Source organism: Neisseria yangbaofengii, assembly GCF_014898075.1.
Classification (GTDB): Bacteria; Pseudomonadota; Gammaproteobacteria; order Burkholderiales; family Neisseriaceae; genus Neisseria; species Neisseria yangbaofengii.
In genome coordinates this window covers 2,065,741-2,081,596 of sequence record NZ_CP062976.1, presented here as the reverse complement: position 1 = coordinate 2,081,596, position 15,856 = coordinate 2,065,741, and the positions used below count along the sequence as shown (strand labels likewise).

The following is a 15,856-nucleotide window of genomic DNA, read 5'->3' as shown; positions in this document are numbered from 1 at the left end:
AGGCCGTCTGAAATTTCAGACGGCCTGAAAAATTATTTTAAAAAGGCCAATACTACGGCAGCCAAAGTCATGGCAAACAGGATTTTGCGCAGGGTTTCGGGTTGCAGCTTGATGGCGGTTTTCACGCCCAAACGTGCGCCCAAGGCGCTGGATAAGGCCAGCACCAAACCCACATCCCACATCACTTGGCCGCGTGCCACGAAAATCGCCAGGGCCACGGCGGTGAAGCCCAAAGTGCAGCAGACTTTCAATGCATTGGCGCGCACCAAATCGTATTTCAGCAAACCGGCCAGCACGGGCAGCAGCAAAAAGCCCGCCGCTGCTTGCACAAAGCCGCCATACATGCCGACCAAAAACAAAGCGTAACGCGAATTGGGCTTGTCGGCAACACGAATCGGTTGCGCCCCCGGCTCGTGCAGCAATAGATTCGGCTTGAACGCCACCACCGCGGCTACGCCGAGCATGGTCAGCAATAACAAGGGCTTCAGAATATTCACGGGTGCAAAAGAAGCAAACAAAGCACCGGCCATACCGCCGAACATCATCGGCACCATAATGCCGCGCAAATCGTGGGTCGGTAGCCTGCCCGCTTTGTGAAAGCCGTGCGTTCCGGATGCGGATTGCAGCAACACGCCGAGACGGTTGGTGCCGTTGGCGACATCGGCCGGTATGCCGAACATCATCAGCACCGGTAAAATCAGGTTTGAGCCGCCGCCCGCCATCATGTTGATGATGCCGGCGGCGATGCCTAAAAAGCCGATGAGCAAATATTGCCCTAAGGTGAAATCGAGTTCCATAAGCGTGATGGGTGTGTTTTAGGTTTCAGACGGCATGGAATAAAGGATTAAATGTTTGCTTGGAATAAGAGTGGATTCAGACGGCCTTTCGGCAGAATACCGGCGGGCCGTCTGAAATTTTTACAAACGCACTTCAATCCCTGCGGCCTGCATGGCTAATTTTGCTTCGTGAATGCTGGTTTCGCCGAAGTGGAAAATACTCGCCGCCAACACGGCATCGGCCTTGCCTTCTTTCACGCCGTCGATTAAGTGTTGCACATTGCCCACGCCGCCGGAGGCAATCACCGGAATATCTACCGCTTCGGAAATGGCGCGGGTCAGCGGCAGGTTGAAGCCGATTTTGGTGCCGTCCCTGTCCATGCTGGTGAGCAGGATTTCGCCGGCGCCGCGTTCCTGCATTTCCAGGGCCCATTCTACTGCATCCAAGCCGGTCGGCTTGCGGCCGCCGTGGGTGAAAATTTCCCAGCGGGTGTTTTCAGGGTTCGCCGCTTTGGCATCGATGGCCACCACAATCGCTTGCGAGCCGAAAAAACCGCTGGCTTCGTTGACCAAATCAGGGTTGGTCACGGCTGAGGTGTTAATGCTGATTTTGTCGGCTCCGGCATTCAGCAGGCGGCGCACATCGGCCGCCGAGCGCACGCCGCCGCCGACGGTCAGCGGAATAAATACTTGCGATGCAACTTCTTCGATGACATGCAAAATGGTGTCGCGGTTGTCGGAAGAAGCGGTGATGTCGAGAAAGGTCAGCTCGTCGGCGCCTTCGTCGTTGTAGCGTTTGGCGACGTCAACCGGATTGCCTGCATCGCGCAGGCCGAGAAAGTTGACGCCTTTGACCACTCGGCCGTTGTCTACGTCTAAGCAGGGGATAATGCGTTTTGCCAATGCCATTGAAAGGGTTCCCGTCAATAAATCGGTTGCGGTGTGCAACAGGTTTGAGGCCGTCTGAAAGTTTCATTAAGGCTTTCAGACGGCCTATGTTTAACTCAGCCAGCCGTTGACCCAATCGGGCAGATATTGCAGCAATTGGAAATAACCGACGCCCGCGGCTGCGGCCATGAGCATTGTGGTCATAAAGCCGGTGCTGAAACGGTTGACGATCATGAAAACAACGGCGACATAAGCCCATAATGCGCCGTTGAGCGCCGCCCAATGGCCGTCAATTTCCGGTATGGCAAAAGCGGTCAGTTGGCGCATGATAACGGCCAAAATGGTAAACCACAGACTTTCGGTCAGCGGATAAATGTCGCGGTCGGCAGACCAAATCAACCAAAAGCCTAAGACGAATGCTTCCAGCATGTGTTACCCCTTAATGATTCAATAAAACCCGCTTTGCCTGTTGGTTTTATGTCATGGCAAAGCAATCGAGCGTGGCAGGACGGCGGAATACGAATGCGTCCTGATGAAATACGGATTAAGCCAATGAGTCGGCCAGCTTTTGCGCTTCGGCAAAATCAATGCTGCCTTCGTAAATCGCGCGGCCGGTAATCGCACCGGTTACGCCGCTTTGTCCGACCGAACACAGGGCGCGGATGTCGTTCAAATCGGTCAGGCCGCCGGAGGCAATCACGGGAATTTTGACCGATTCGGCCAGCTTGACGGTGGCTTCGATATTCACGCCGCTCATCATGCCGTCGCGGCCGATGTCGGTGTAGATGATGCTGTTGACACCGTCGTCTTCAAATTGTTTGGCCAAATCAATCACATGATGTTCGGTTACGGTTGCCCAACCGTCAATCGCCGCCATGCCTTCTTTGGCATCCAAGCCAACGATGATTTGTCCGGGGTAGGCTTTGCAGGCTTCGCGTACAAACTCGGGATTTTTCACCGCAGCGGTACCGATGATGACATCGGTCAGACCCAAATCCAGATATTTTTCGATGGTGGCCAAGTCGCGGATGCCGCCGCCCAATTGCACGGGAATGTGTTGCGCCACGGCAGCCAAGATTTCTTTAATCGCAGGGAAGTTTTTCGGTTCGCCCGCAAATGCACCGTTCAAATCCACCAAATGCAGCCGGCGGGCACCTTGTTTGAACCAATGTCCGGCAGTTTGTGCCGGCGTGTCGGAAAACACGGTTGCCTGATTCATCAAGCCTTGTTTCAGGCGCACGCATTGGCCGTCTTTTAAATCGATTGCAGGAATAAGTAACATAATTTTTCCAAAGTGGCGGTCAGGCGGACTATAACGGGCCGTCTGAAAAATAGAATCATGACGTGCAAATCATTTTACACAATTTAGCGAATTTTAGCACACCTGAGCCGCCTTCGGCACGGTTTGTTTCGCGCCGAATCTTTATGGCTGCCAGTTTAAGAAATTGCGCAACAGCAGCAAGCCGCCGTCGTGGCTTTTTTCGGTGTGGAACTGGGTGGCGAACACGTTATCCTTGCCGACGATGCAGGCAAATTCTTCCGGATATTCGCTGGTGCCCAATACGATGTCGCTGTTTTGCGGCGCGAAGTAATAGCTGTGCACAAAGTAAAAGCGCGTGTCTTGCGCGATGTCGGCAAATAAAGGATGGCTTTGGGTTTGGCGCACGGCATTCCAGCCCATGTGCGGCACTTTCAATTTGTCGCCGTTGGTATCGTGGCGGTTGGCGGCAAAGCGTTTCACGTCACCGGCAAACCAGCCCAAACCGGCAGTGTCGCCTTCTTCGCTGTGGTCGAACAACAATTGCGCTCCGACGCAGATGCCGAAAAACGGTTTGTTCTTCAGGCCGTCTGAAACCGCTTCGCCCAAGCCGCTTTGTCGCAATGCGCTCATGCAATCAGGCATGGCGCCTTGCCCGGGGAAAATGATTTTGTCGGCAGCAAATACTTCGTCCGGCTTGCCGGTCAGAAAAATATCGGTTTGCAAACCGGCCAATTTTTGCGCGGCCCGCACGGATTTCAGCACCGAGTGCAAATTACCCATGCCGTAATCGACAACAGCTACTTTCATGTTGATCCTTTTAATGTGCAAATCATCGTCGTGGGCGGTATTGTAACAAAAAATCAGTGCGCTTTTGTTGACAATTTAAAACAAACTAACAAAAGGCCGTCTGAAAGGCTCAGACGGCCTTAGTGCATGTTTGTTGCAGCCATGATTTTATTCAATCATGAAAAGATACACGCGTGAATGTTGATTGGGCAAGCATTTGCATAAGCTTCTTGGGTGAATAAACTTGATTCATCAAGGCCGTCCGAAAAATCATTGATAATTTTTCAGACGGCCTTATTTGCTTATGCATCAAAACAACTAAACCCAATCAGGAACGATTATGCTCAAACTCTCCATGCTCAACCTTGTGCCTTTACGTGAAGGCCAAACCCAAAAACAAGCCATCGAATCCATGGTGACGCTGGCGCAGACCGCCGAGCGGCTTGGTTACGGACGCTATTGGATTGCCGAACACCACAATATGCCCAATTTGCTCAGTTCCGCCACGCAATTGCTGGTCGGCCACACTTTGGCCAATACGCAAACCATCCGCGTCGGCACCGGCGGCGTGATGTTGCCCAACCACAGCCCGCTGGCCGTGGCCGAACAATACGGCACCTTGGCGACCATGTACGGCGACCGCATTGATTTAGGCGTTGGCCGCGCCCCCGGTACCGACCCGCGCACTGCCTTGGCTTTGCGCCGCAACGCGCAAGACGTGTCGATTAATTTCCCGCACGACATCCAAACCATTCAGCGCTATTTCGGCAATGCAGACGAGCAGGGCTATGTCAAAGCTTATCCGGCGATGGATAAAAACGTGCCGCTCTACATTCTCGGCTCCAGCACCGAAAGTGCCTATCTCGCCGCCGAACTCGGTATGCCGTATGTGTTCGCCAGCCACTTTGCCCCGCGCATGATGGAAATGGCGGTGCAAATCTACCGCAACGGCTTCAAGCCGTCGAAATACCTCGGCAAACCCGAAGTCATCATCTGCGTCAACATCATCGTTGCCGACACCGACGGCGAAGCACATTTGCTGCACACCTCACAACAACAACAGTTTTTAGGTGTGGTCAGCGGCCAAATGAAACCGCTGCAACCGCCGGTAGCCGATATGTCGACCGTGTGGACCTACGATCAAGAGTCCGCCGTGAAGCAAATGCTGGGCGAAGACATCGTCGGCAGCAAAGAGAGCGTGCACAAGCAACTGATCAGCCTGCAAGCGCGCGTTCAGGCTGATGAGATTATGGCCTTGAACTATATCTACGACGAAGCCAAACAGGCCGAATCGTTTGAAATGCTGAAAGAAATTGCCGATACGCTGTAAACGGTTGGTTTAAAAAAAGGCCGTCTGAAAGAATGCTTTCAGACGGCCTTGATGATTGTTAAACCTTACAAAATCTCATACACGAAGAAAACCAACGTGTGCAGGATAAACAATGGCGACAGGATGCCGAACGACCATACCATATAGCCGAAGAAGCTCGGCATTTTCACGCCGCGTTGTTCGGCAATGGCTTTCACCATGAAGTTCGGCGCGTTACCGATGTAGGTGAGTGCGCCCATAAATACCGACCCCATCGAGATGGCCAGCAGGGTATGGAGCAGCGGGCCGGTCATCAGAGATTGCGCGTCGCCGCCTGCCATATTGAAGAACACGAGATAGGTCGGGGCGTTGTCCAAGAAGCCGGATAATACGCCGGTCATCCAGAAATACATGGTGTTGATAGGCTCGCCGGCGGCGTTGTGTACCATGGATACCACGCCGCGCAAGGCACCGTTTTCACCGGCTTTCAAAATGGCCAATACCGGTGCGATGGTGATGAAGATACCGGCAAACAGTTTGCCCACTTCGGCAATCGGTTCCCAGTTGAATTCATTACCGGCACGCACTTGTTTCGGTGTGATGAGCAATGAAATTACCGCTAAGGACAACAGAATCACATCGCGCACTAAGTTTGGCAATAAGTAATGGCTGCCGAAGATTTCAAAGCCGGGATGATCCGGCTTCCAAATGCCCGACATCAATACGGCACCCACTACGCCCAACAGCAAAATGAAATTCATTTTACCGAAAATTTGCAGCTTGCTGTCGGGTGACGGATCGTGCGCCACGATTTCGTCTTCTTTGGAATACAGGTGGCGGTCGAGAAAGTAGAATACGCTCAACAGAATCACCGTGCTGATCAGCACAGGCGGCAACATATGCACTACTGTCCACATAAAGTCAACGCCCTTCAAGAAGCCCAAGAACAACGGTGGGTCACCCAATGGGGTCAGGCCGCCGCCGATGTTGGCCACCAAGAAGATGAAGAAGACCACCGCGTGAACTTTGTGCTTGCGGTTGTCATTGGCTTTCAACAGCGGGCGGATAAGCAACATGGCCGCACCGGTGGTACCCATCACTGAAGCCAATACGGTACCGATGGCGAGCAGGGCGGTATTGAGTTTGGGCGAGCCGTGCAAGTTGCCCCACACCAAAATACCGCCTGAAATGGTGTACAGCGCAAACAGCAGCAGGATAAACGGAATGTATTCCTCCACCATGGCGTGCGCCACGACTTGAATACCGGCGGTGAAGCCGAAATAAAGCACGAAAGGAACTAAAAAGAGTCCCGTCCAAAAGGCGGTGATTTTACCGAAATGATGATGCCAAATTTTCGGCATCATTAAAGGGCCTAAGGCGATGGAAAGCAGAATGGCTGCGAAGGGTAAACCCCAAAGCAGGCTCAGCGAGTCGCCGCTGAAGTTGGCGGCTTGAGCAAACGCCGGCATCATCAGCATAGGCAGAGAGAAAAGAGGTAGGCGCATATGTTTCCTTTTTCTTATCGTGGTAAAACTTCAGGCCGTCTGAACATCACGACACTGCATGTTAAGCTTTTAAGCTTGTCGCAAACGATTGTAAAGGAAAATAATGCCGGAAACTAGACTAAAGTATTAGTCGCAATCAAATGAAGATACTAAAAATTTTTTGTGAAATTGCCAAAATTTTTTGTATATAGAGAAAAATTCTTTAAAACAGTAGTTTACTTAAACGTTAACTACATAACAAAAAGGCTATCAAAAAATATTGTTAAATTGATTCTAACATTTTTTTGCAAAAAATCAGTATAAGGCCGTCTGAAAAACAGGCCGATTTTATGCTTCCGGCAAGCGAATCATCCAAATAGCCACGCAGGCACAAAAGGTGGAGGAAGTTGCGCCAATCCACCAACGCTCGGGGAATTGCCAAAATAAAAACAGGCAGGAAAACGTCATCATGCTCACGGCCAATATCTTGGCTTTACGCGGCACGGCGCGGTTGTGTTCCCAGTTTTGCACCATCGGGCCGAAGAAGCGGTGCTGATGCAGCCAGCGGTGAAAACGCGGTGAAGCTTTTGCCCAGCAAGCCGCTGCCAGCAACACAAAAGGAGTAGTTGGCAAAATCGGCAGAAAAATACCGAGCACACCCAAAGCTAAGGCTAGCGCGCCGCAAAGCCAATAAATATAACGGATAATCATGGACGGTTATTCGGATTGATGAAACGGGCAGCGCGGAATATCCAATTGCTTCCAGCCTTCATGCCCCATGTTTTCCAATAAAGCGATATTTCGTTCGAAAATCGCCGCCGCATCGGGAAAGGCTTCAGCGGCTTTGGCGATGCTGTCTTCGCGAATCAAATGCAGTGTCGGGTAAGGCGAGCGATTGGTGTAGTTGCTGATATCGTCGGCTTCGGTGTCGGCAAACTGAAAATCAGGGTGAAACGGCGCAATCTGAATCACGCCTTCTAATTGATTATCCGCCACCGCTTCATCGGCAATATCAAGCATATCGTTAAACGGCAAAAAATTGCCGAATAAGGTCGGATGCACCAATAAAGTGGTTTCCAATTCTTCGGCGGAAGTGTTGCCCAAACGTTGCAGCTCGCGGTCTAAATCTTCTAAGAAGCCGTCCAAATGCTTGGCTTCACTGACCACAATACGCACGCGGTCTTTGACATACGGCGCTTTGGCAAACGGGCAGAGGTTTAAACCAATCACGGCTTTTTCCAGCCATTGTCTGGTGTGGTCGATAACGGTTTCAGTGTCGGGCATGTTCATTAATATGGTGCTTATATAAGAGTAATTCTCAATTATACCAAATAATAAGGCCGTCTGAACGAGTTTCAGACGGCCTGTTGTATCGGTACAAAGATTAATCTTGCTGCAAATGCGACAGCGGCAGGGCAGTGGTGTTTTTAATTTCTTTCAACACAAAGCTCGATTGCGCATCTTGCACACCGTGGTGTGACAATAAAGTATCAAGAACGAAATGGGAGAACTCATTCATGTCAGTGAAAAATGCGTGCAACAGATAATCGGTTTCGCCGGTCAGCGCGAAGCAGCTCAATACTTCCGGCCAGTTTTGCACCGCTTGCGAGAAATCATCGCGTGCATCAGCCGCTTTGCTGATGGAAACACGGATAAACGCCTGCAAGCCCAGTTCGACGGCAACAGGCGACAATAAAGCAGCATATTTGCGGATAATGCCGGCATCTTCTAACTGTTTCAAACGGCGTAGACACGGGGAAGGAGAAAGGGCGACACGTTCGGAAAGCTCGACATTGGTCAGGCGGCCGTTTTCCTGCAAAACCTGTAAAATTTTAAGGTCTGTTTTATCCAAAGTGATTTGAGCCATTTATTATCTCCCTTTATTTGTGCGGCCTGCGTGTTAAAAAACGAAAAAAAATGAAGGATAACAGTTTTCTATAATCTTAAGCTAAATAAACTTAACATACAATAGTTCAATAAAAGAATCTTTACAAAAATAATCTGTGTTAAAAACAGCAAATCGGGCAAAATTAATTTGATATTACTATTAATATTTTATTATTAATAGCCTGTTTAAAAATAAGCCGAAAGAATGCTTGCTCCAACAAAAGAATCAAGCCATAATCGGAAAACGTGCAGGAGAGTGCTGCTGATCAACTACCGGCAGCCACCGAAGGCGCAGATGCCCTTAAATCGCTCAGGTAAAAGGACTGCTCGTTGAAATAAAACATCTGGAGAGCGGCACGATGCCACATCATGCCCACCGAAGGGGAGAAGGCTGTCTGAACCACCATTCAGATACCCGTTGCCAAATGGCACGCAATGAGCAGATTGCGGTCGAAACGATGCGGCGCCGAAAATCTCAGGTTCAAGGACAGATAGGGTCATACGCGCAGATAAAAACAGTAAACGCATGATGACACCGATTGACACTGGAGAACTTGAATATGACTGCCCCCAATATCACCCCTTTTCATCAAAACCATATCGAAGCGGGCGGCAAGCTGGTTGATTTTGCCGGCTGGGAATTGCCTGTGAATTATGGTTCGCAAATCGCCGAACACGAAGCCGTGCGCACCGATGCCGGTATGTTTGACGTATCCCATATGCTGGTTACTGATGTGGCCGGCGAACAAGCCAAAGCCTTTTTCCGCAAACTGCTGGCCAATGATGTCGATAAATTAGCCTTTGTCGGCAAAGCATTATATTCTGCCTTATTGAACGACAACGGCGGCGTCATCGATGACTTAATCGTCTATCGCATGGATGAAGCCGAAACACGATATCGTATCGTATCCAACGGCGCGACCCGCGAAAAAGACACCGCCCAGTTTCAAAAAATCGGCCAAGCATTCGGTGTAAACTTAACGCCGCGCACCGATTTGGCGATGTTGGCGGTGCAAGGCCCGAAGGCGGTTGGCAAGTTATTGACTGTTAAGCCCGAATGGGCGGAGCAGGTAAACACGCTCAAACCATTCCAAGGCCACCATTTTTGCGATGATTGGTTTGTCGCCCGTACCGGCTATACCGGCGAAGACGGCGTGGAAGTGATTTTGCCGGCAAGCCAAGCATCTGGATTTTTTAAAGCTCTGCAAGCAGCGGGCGTGCAGCCTTGCGGCTTAGGTGCGCGCGACACTTTGCGCATGGAAGCAGGTATGAACCTTTACGGCAACGACATGGACGACGACACCAGCCCGCTTGAAGCCGGTATGGGCTGGACGGTTGATTTAAAAGACAAAACCCGGGATTTTGTCGGCAAGGCCGCTGTCGTTGCGCTGAAAGAAAAAGGCGTAGCCGTGAAACAAGCCGGTCTGTTGCTGGATAAAGGCGGCGTGTTGCGCGCAGGCATGGAAGTCGTTACCGACAAAGGCAACGGTATCACCACCAGCGGAGTATTCTCCCCAAGCTTAAAACAGTCCATCGCCATCGCCCGTGTGCCGAAAGATTTTGACGGCGAAGCGGCTAAAGTGTTGATTCGCGGCAAAGAAGTGGATGTACGCGTGTTGAAGTTGCCGTTTGTGCGCAACGGCCGGAAACAGTTTGACTGATTAGGTTTCAGACGGCCTAATTAATAATGAGTCAGGCCGTCTGAAAGCCCATTAAACCCAATAACAAATCCTATCTTTTTGAGGAGTCTCTCATGAGCAATATCCCAGCAGAATTGAAGTACGTTGCCAGCCACGAATGGTTGCGCAAAGAAGCAGACGGCACGGTGACTGTCGGCATTACCCATCACGCGCAAGAATTGTTGGGCGACATCGTGTTTATCGAGTTGCCTGAAATCGGCGCCAACTTGGCGGCTGAAGAGCAAGCCGGTGTGGTGGAGTCGGTAAAAGCCGCATCTGACGTATACGCACCGATTGCCGGTGAAATCGTGGCCGTAAACGATGATTTGCCAAGCGCCCCGGAAACCGCCAACAGCGACCCATACGGCGAAGGTTGGTTCTTCAAAATCAAACCGGCCAATCCGGCCGATTTGGACGGTTTGCTGACTGCCGAACAATACGCCGACGAAGTAAACTAATCCGCTGTAAAAGGCCGTCTGAAAATGAAACTTCTTTTTCAGACGGCCTTTATGCATTACAGAGTGCCATCATGGATTACTGCGATTTTGCCAACAGCCTGCCGCCCGACAGCGACGACCCGAACAGGCATTACCACGACCATCAATACGGTTTTCCGGTTGATGATGACGATGCGTTGTTTGGCAGATTGATTTTGGAAATCAACCAAGCGGGTTTGAATTGGACACTGATGCTGAAGAAGCAAGAAGCGTTTCAGACGGCCTATGCCGGCTTTGATATTGCCAAGGTGGCGGCGTTTGATGTGCAAGATATCAAAAGGTTGTTGAATAATGCAGGGATTGTGCGCAACCGTTTGAAAATCAATGCGGCTATTCACAATGCACGCGCGATTTTGCGTTTGCGGGCGGAATACGGCTCATTTAAAAACTGGCTTGATGCTCATCATCCGCGCGATAAAGCGGCATGGGTGAAATTGTTTAAGCAACATTTCAAATTTGTCGGCGGCGAAATTGTCGGTGAGTTTTTGATGAGCACCGGTTATTTAAGAGGCGCGCATGACGAGTGTTGCCCGATTTATCGGCAAACATTGGCAGCAGGAGCGAAATGGGCAGAGACCGTCTGAAAAGATATGTGCCGCTTTCAGATGGCATGGAAGCTGTAAATTGACCGGCTTCCGTTTAGGCGGAGGCCGGATAAAAGATAAAACAATTCAAATAAATAAAATACGAACATAAAAACACACGCAAAGAACGCATCATGAAACTGAACGGCCTTTTAAAAACCGCTATTTTGCTGATTGGCATGTCTGCATTCTTGCAGGTGTATTCCGTGCAGGCGGTATTGCCCGTGTTGATGGCGGAGCTAAATGCCACGGTGGTGCAGGCCGGGTTGTCGGTGGGGGCAACGGTGTTGGGCGTGGCCTTGATGTCGCCGTTTATGGGGATGCTGTCGGATGCCTTTGGTCGCAAGCTTTTTGTGGTCGGATCGCTGATTTATCTGGCCTTGCCTACCATGCTGCTGGCGTGGTCGCCGAATATCGAAATGTTTACGCTGTTGCGCTTTTTGCAGGGCTTGGCAGTGCCGGGGATTACGGTGGTGCTGATTGCCTATATCGGTGAAGAATTTAGCCAAAACGAAGTCGTGCAGCTGACGGCGATGTATGTGTCGGGCTCAGTATTGGGCGGATTTCTCGGCCGTTTCCTGTTGGGCTATCTGACGGAGTGGTTCGGCTGGCGCACGGCATTTTATGTGATGGCGGCGTTGAGCTTGGCTTGTGCAGTGTTTGTGTGGAAGCAGTTGCCCAAATCGCAGAATTTTGTGCCGAAACCGAATTTTCAGACGGCCTTGAATACGCTGAAATCGCATTTGCATAATCGCTATGTGTTCGCAGCGTGTTCGTTGGGCGGCTGCGTGCTGTTTTCCTTGGTGGGCTGCTTTACCTACATCAACCTCCATTTGGCTGATGCGCCTTATCGCTTGGGCAGCAGTGCGTTGGCGAATATTTTTGCCTTGTATCTCATCGGCATGGTGATTACGCCTTTGTCGGCCAGACTGATGATGCATTTTGGCAGTGTGAAAACGATTTTGCTGGCGGTGGGCGTATCGATGGCCGGTGTGTTGCTGACTTTGGCGGTCGGTTTGCCGCTGATTATCGTTGGGTTGGTGTTGATGTCGTCGGGTGTGTTCATCACGCAGGCGGCGACCATCAATTATATTGCTGCCAATGTGAAAGAAGGCCGTTCGCTGGCTTCGGGCTTGTATTATATGGCGTATTACAGCGGCGGCACCTTCGGTGCGTGGCTGTGCGGTTTGGCGTTTAAGGCTGCCGATTGGCACGGCGTGGTGTGGGCATTGCTGGCGGTGCAGGCGTTCGCCATCGGCATTGTGTTTAAAGGTATGGCCAATAGGCCGTCTGAAACCGCTGTCTGACTGAATCAAAGGGGTAATGCTGTTGGTTATCTGTAAAAAAGCTGAATCAAAACAATGAATTTGTTAAAATTCAACGTATGCTTCCTGTCTTCTTTGCTGGTCATCGGCGTATTGTTTACCGTGTTGCTGCACACGATACAGCATTATGCGGTTGGCTATGGTTTTCTCGATGCGTATATGCCGTTCCGCGAAGGGGTGGGACAAGCCGCGCCGGGGTATTGTTTGTGGGTGCTGACCGTGCTGGTGTTTATGTAGGAAGTATCGCGCTTTTCTACGGCGTAATCGGATGCCCTTGTGCGTTGTGCATGGTGGGTGGTTTGTTTGTGTATCAAATGCTGCAAAGAGAGGCATAAGTGAGCTGTTTTTCAGACGGCCTGTATTGATAGTAAGGCCGTCCGAATGCTGATTGGTGGGCTTGTGGCCCGCCTGTTTAAAAGGATTAAGTAGATGAAACTAAATGAATTATTTGATAAGAACGAATTTTCCGCGCGCCACATCGGTTTTCGCGGCCGGGAGGCGCTGTTGGCTGCACTTGGCGAAAAAAGCATGGCGGATTTTGTTAACCACACCGTGCCGCAGTCTGTCCGTATGCCGTCTGAACTTGATTTGCCCGAAGCACTGACCGAAGCCGAAGCCTTGGCCAAAATCAAGTCGATTGCCGCAAAAAACAAAATCAACAAATCCTATATCGGCTTGGGCTATTACCCAACCCGCTTGCCGAATGTGATTGTACGCAATGTGTTGGAAAATCCGGGCTGGTACACCGCCTACACGCCATACCAAGCGGAAATCGCACAAGGGCGCTTGCAGGCGTTGTTGAATTTCCAGCAGGTGTGTATCGATTTGAGCGGCTTTGAAGTCGCCGGTGCGTCTTTGTTGGACGAAGCAACTGCCGCTGCCGAAGCGATGGCGATGGCCAAACGCGTGGGCAAATCCAAATCCAACCGCTTTTTTGTTGACGAACGCGTCTATCCGCAAACACTGGACGTGATGAAAACGCGTGCCGAATATTTTGATTTTGAATTGGTGGTCGGCGATTTTGCCGCCGCGGCCGACGGCGAATACTTCGGTGCCTTGTTGCAATATGTCGGCAAAGACGGCGATGTGGTTGATTTGACCGATGTGATTGGCCGTCTGAAAGAAACAGGGGCGATTGTGGCGGTGGCGGCTGATGTAATGAGCTTGGTATTGCTGAAATCGCCTGCCGGCATGGGTGCCGACATTGCTTTGGGCAACACGCAGCGTTTCGGTGTGCCGATGGGTTTTGGCGGCCCGCATGCGGCTTATTTTGCGTTTAAAGACGAGTTCAAACGCTCGGCGCCCGGCCGCATTATCGGCGTATCGAAAGATGCATCGGGCAAGCCGGCCTTGCGCATGGCCTTATCGACCCGCGAGCAGCACATCCGCCGCGAAAAAGCCACATCCAACATTTGCACCGCGCAAGCCTTGCTGGCGAATTTGGCCGGCATGTATGCGGTTTATCATGGTCCCGAAGGCGTGAAACGCATTGCGCAACGCATTCATGCGCTGGCTTCCGCGTTTGCCGATGCTTTGGTTTCAAGCGGCCTGCAAGTTGTGCATGAAACCTTCTTCGATACCGTTTTGGTTGAGTGCGGCGACAAAGCGGCTGACGTCTATCAAAACGCCTTAAACGCAGGCTACAACTTGCGCCGAGTGGGTGAAACCCAAATCGCCGTGGCATTTAGCGAAGAATCGGCGGTGGACGAATTGGCGGTATTAACTGCTTTGTTTACCGGCAAAACCGACATCGATTGCAGTGGCGAAGTAACAGGCCGTCTGAAACAAAACCTGTTGCGCCAAGACGAAATTCTCACGCATGAAGTGTTCAACCGTTACCACACCGAACACGAAATGCTGCGCTACCTGAAAAAACTGGAAGAGCGTGATTTGGCGATGAACCGCAGTATGATTTCACTGGGCAGCTGTACCATGAAACTCAACGCCACCAGCGAGATGATTCCGATTACATGGCCGGAATTTGCCAATCTGCACCCGTTTGCACCGAGCGAACAAACCGAAGGCTACCGCGAATTGCTGCAAGGTTTGCAAACCCAGCTCAAAGCCATTACCGGTTTTGATGCCATCAGCCTGCAACCCAATTCCGGTGCATCAGGCGAATACACCGGCTTGCTGGCCATCCGCCGCTATCACGAAGCCAATGGCGATACCGAACGCAACGTCTGCCTGATTCCGCAATCGGCGCACGGCACCAATCCCGCCACGGCCGCCATGCTCGGCATGAAAATCATCGTGGTCAAAACCGATGAAAACGGCAACGTCGACATAGCCGATTTGCAGCAAAAAGCCGAGCAAAACAAAGATCATCTCGGCGCGCTGATGATTACCTATCCGTCCACCCACGGCGTGTACGAAGAAGGCATCCGCGACATCTGCCGCATCATCCACGACAACGGCGGCCAAGTGTATATGGATGGCGCGAACATGAACGCCCAAGTGGGCATCATGCAGCCGGCCGAAGTAGGCGCGGACGTGTTACACATGAACCTGCACAAAACCTTCTGCATCCCGCATGGCGGCGGCGGTCCGGGCATGGGGCCGATCGGTTTGAAAGCCCATCTGGCACCATTTGCCCCAAGCCACGTTGTCGCCCCGGTGGACGGTGCAACCGAAGGTATGAGTGCCGTATCCGCCGCACCGTACGGTTCGGCAGGAATTTTACCGATTACGTGGATGTACATCACCATGATGGGCAAACAAGGCATGCGTCAGGCCACCGAATGGGCGTTGCTCAACGCCAACTATGTTGCCCAAGCCTTGAGTGAAGACTATCCGATTCTCTACACCGGCAAAAACGGCCGCGTGGCGCACGAATGTATCGTTGATTTGCGTCCGCTTAAAGCCGAAAGCGGCATCACCGAAACCGACATTGCCAAGCGCTTGATGGACTACGGCTTCCACGCCCCGACTGTTTCCTTCCCCGTGGCCGGTACGCTGATGATTGAACCGACAGAATCGGAAAGCAAAGCCGAGCTTGACCGCTTTATCGCCGCACTCAAAGCCATTAAACAAGAAGTGTTGAAAGTGCAAAACGGCGAATGGCCGAAAGACGACAATCCGCTGGTGAACGCGCCGCACACATCGTTTAACGTTACCGCCGAAGAATGGACGCATCCATACAGTCGCGAAGAAGCCGTGTTCCCGCTGGCGTATGTGCGCGAAAATAAATTCTGGCCGAGTGTGAACCGTGTGGACGATGTGTATGGCGACCGCAATTTGGTGTGCTCGTGTCCGCCGATGGAAGTGTATGAAGGTTGATTCGGGTAGGTGGGTGTGAACCTGCCTTATGCCGTATTATAAAAAATGCCGTCTGAAAATATTTTTCAGACGGCATTTTAAGTGGCTAAAACCAAAGCGGA

16 protein-coding genes and 2 riboswitches are annotated in these 15,856 nt (G+C 51.4%); of the genes, 7 read left to right on the top strand and 9 right to left on the bottom strand.

Annotated elements, in window-relative coordinates; all coding sequences use genetic code 11:
* Positions 1-32: 32 nt before the first annotated feature.
* The 5 genes from H4O27_RS10205 to hisH form a co-directional block, all read right to left on the bottom strand.
* Positions 33-797, bottom strand: a complete 765-nt coding sequence (locus tag H4O27_RS10205) for a sulfite exporter TauE/SafE family protein (RefSeq protein ID WP_165006444.1) — start codon at positions 795-797, stop codon at positions 33-35.
* A 120-nt stretch (positions 798-917) separates the two neighbouring features.
* Positions 918-1,685 (bottom strand): imidazole glycerol phosphate synthase subunit HisF, encoded by a 768-nt coding sequence (hisF, locus tag H4O27_RS10200; protein WP_165006441.1) that lies wholly within the window; start codon positions 1,683-1,685, stop codon positions 918-920.
* A gap of 90 nt (positions 1,686-1,775) precedes the next feature.
* A complete protein-coding gene (locus H4O27_RS10195; protein WP_165006438.1) occupies positions 1,776-2,093 on the bottom strand; it encodes a multidrug transporter MatE in 318 nt (105 codons plus the stop codon).
* A gap of 115 nt (positions 2,094-2,208) precedes the next feature.
* Positions 2,209-2,946 (bottom strand): 1-(5-phosphoribosyl)-5-[(5-phosphoribosylamino)methylideneamino]imidazole-4-carboxamide isomerase, encoded by a 738-nt coding sequence (gene hisA, locus H4O27_RS10190; protein ID WP_165006435.1) that lies wholly within the window; start codon positions 2,944-2,946, stop codon positions 2,209-2,211.
* A 141-nt stretch (positions 2,947-3,087) separates the two neighbouring features.
* Complete coding sequence (gene hisH, locus H4O27_RS10185) at positions 3,088-3,732, bottom strand: imidazole glycerol phosphate synthase subunit HisH (RefSeq protein WP_165006432.1); 645 nt, start codon at positions 3,730-3,732, stop codon at positions 3,088-3,090.
* 319 nt (positions 3,733-4,051) lie between these two features.
* On the opposite strand from hisH, the gene H4O27_RS10180 reads away from it, so the two are divergent.
* Positions 4,052-5,041, top strand: a complete 990-nt coding sequence (locus tag H4O27_RS10180; protein WP_165006429.1) for an LLM class flavin-dependent oxidoreductase — start codon at positions 4,052-4,054, stop codon at positions 5,039-5,041.
* 65 nt (positions 5,042-5,106) lie between these two features.
* Here the strand turns inward: H4O27_RS10180 and H4O27_RS10175 are convergent, their stop codons facing one another.
* From H4O27_RS10175 to H4O27_RS10160, 4 genes are all read right to left on the bottom strand, one after another.
* The gene (locus H4O27_RS10175) at positions 5,107-6,525 is read right to left on the bottom strand and encodes a sodium:proton antiporter (protein ID WP_165006426.1); all 1,419 of its coding nucleotides are present in this window, start codon (positions 6,523-6,525) and stop codon (positions 5,107-5,109) included.
* Positions 6,526-6,852: 327 nt separating this feature from the next.
* A complete protein-coding gene (locus H4O27_RS10170) occupies positions 6,853-7,212 on the bottom strand; it encodes a YbaN family protein (RefSeq protein WP_165006543.1) in 360 nt (119 codons plus the stop codon).
* Between the two features lie 9 nt (positions 7,213-7,221).
* Entirely contained in the window at positions 7,222-7,794 is a 573-nt protein-coding gene (locus H4O27_RS10165; RefSeq protein ID WP_165006423.1) for a DUF1415 domain-containing protein, read from the bottom strand.
* Positions 7,795-7,888: 94 nt separating this feature from the next.
* Positions 7,889-8,371 (bottom strand): Lrp/AsnC family transcriptional regulator, encoded by a 483-nt coding sequence (locus H4O27_RS10160; RefSeq protein WP_165006421.1) that lies wholly within the window; start codon positions 8,369-8,371, stop codon positions 7,889-7,891.
* Positions 8,372-8,630: 259 nt separating this feature from the next.
* Positions 8,631-8,727, top strand: a riboswitch (glycine riboswitch).
* Positions 8,728-8,892: riboswitch (glycine riboswitch) on the top strand.
* Between the two features lie 59 nt (positions 8,893-8,951).
* Between H4O27_RS10160 and gcvT the strand changes: the two genes are divergently transcribed.
* From gcvT to gcvP, 6 genes are all read left to right on the top strand, one after another.
* Positions 8,952-10,052 (top strand): glycine cleavage system aminomethyltransferase GcvT, encoded by a 1,101-nt coding sequence (gene gcvT, locus H4O27_RS10155; protein WP_165006417.1) that lies wholly within the window; start codon positions 8,952-8,954, stop codon positions 10,050-10,052.
* A 92-nt stretch (positions 10,053-10,144) separates the two neighbouring features.
* A complete protein-coding gene (gene gcvH, locus H4O27_RS10150) occupies positions 10,145-10,528 on the top strand; it encodes a glycine cleavage system protein GcvH (protein ID WP_165006414.1) in 384 nt (127 codons plus the stop codon).
* Positions 10,529-10,599: 71 nt separating this feature from the next.
* Positions 10,600-11,151, top strand: coding sequence for a DNA-3-methyladenine glycosylase I (locus H4O27_RS10145; RefSeq protein WP_165006412.1), 552 nt, complete (start codon positions 10,600-10,602; stop codon positions 11,149-11,151).
* Positions 11,152-11,285: 134 nt separating this feature from the next.
* Positions 11,286-12,458, top strand: a complete 1,173-nt coding sequence (locus H4O27_RS10140; RefSeq protein ID WP_206224731.1) for an MFS transporter — start codon at positions 11,286-11,288, stop codon at positions 12,456-12,458.
* A gap of 54 nt (positions 12,459-12,512) precedes the next feature.
* Complete coding sequence (locus H4O27_RS10135; protein ID WP_165006409.1) at positions 12,513-12,713, top strand: hypothetical protein; 201 nt, start codon at positions 12,513-12,515, stop codon at positions 12,711-12,713.
* 192 nt (positions 12,714-12,905) lie between these two features.
* Positions 12,906-15,755 (top strand): aminomethyl-transferring glycine dehydrogenase, encoded by a 2,850-nt coding sequence (gcvP, locus tag H4O27_RS10130; protein WP_165006407.1) that lies wholly within the window; start codon positions 12,906-12,908, stop codon positions 15,753-15,755.
* Positions 15,756-15,856: the final 101 nt, after the last annotated feature.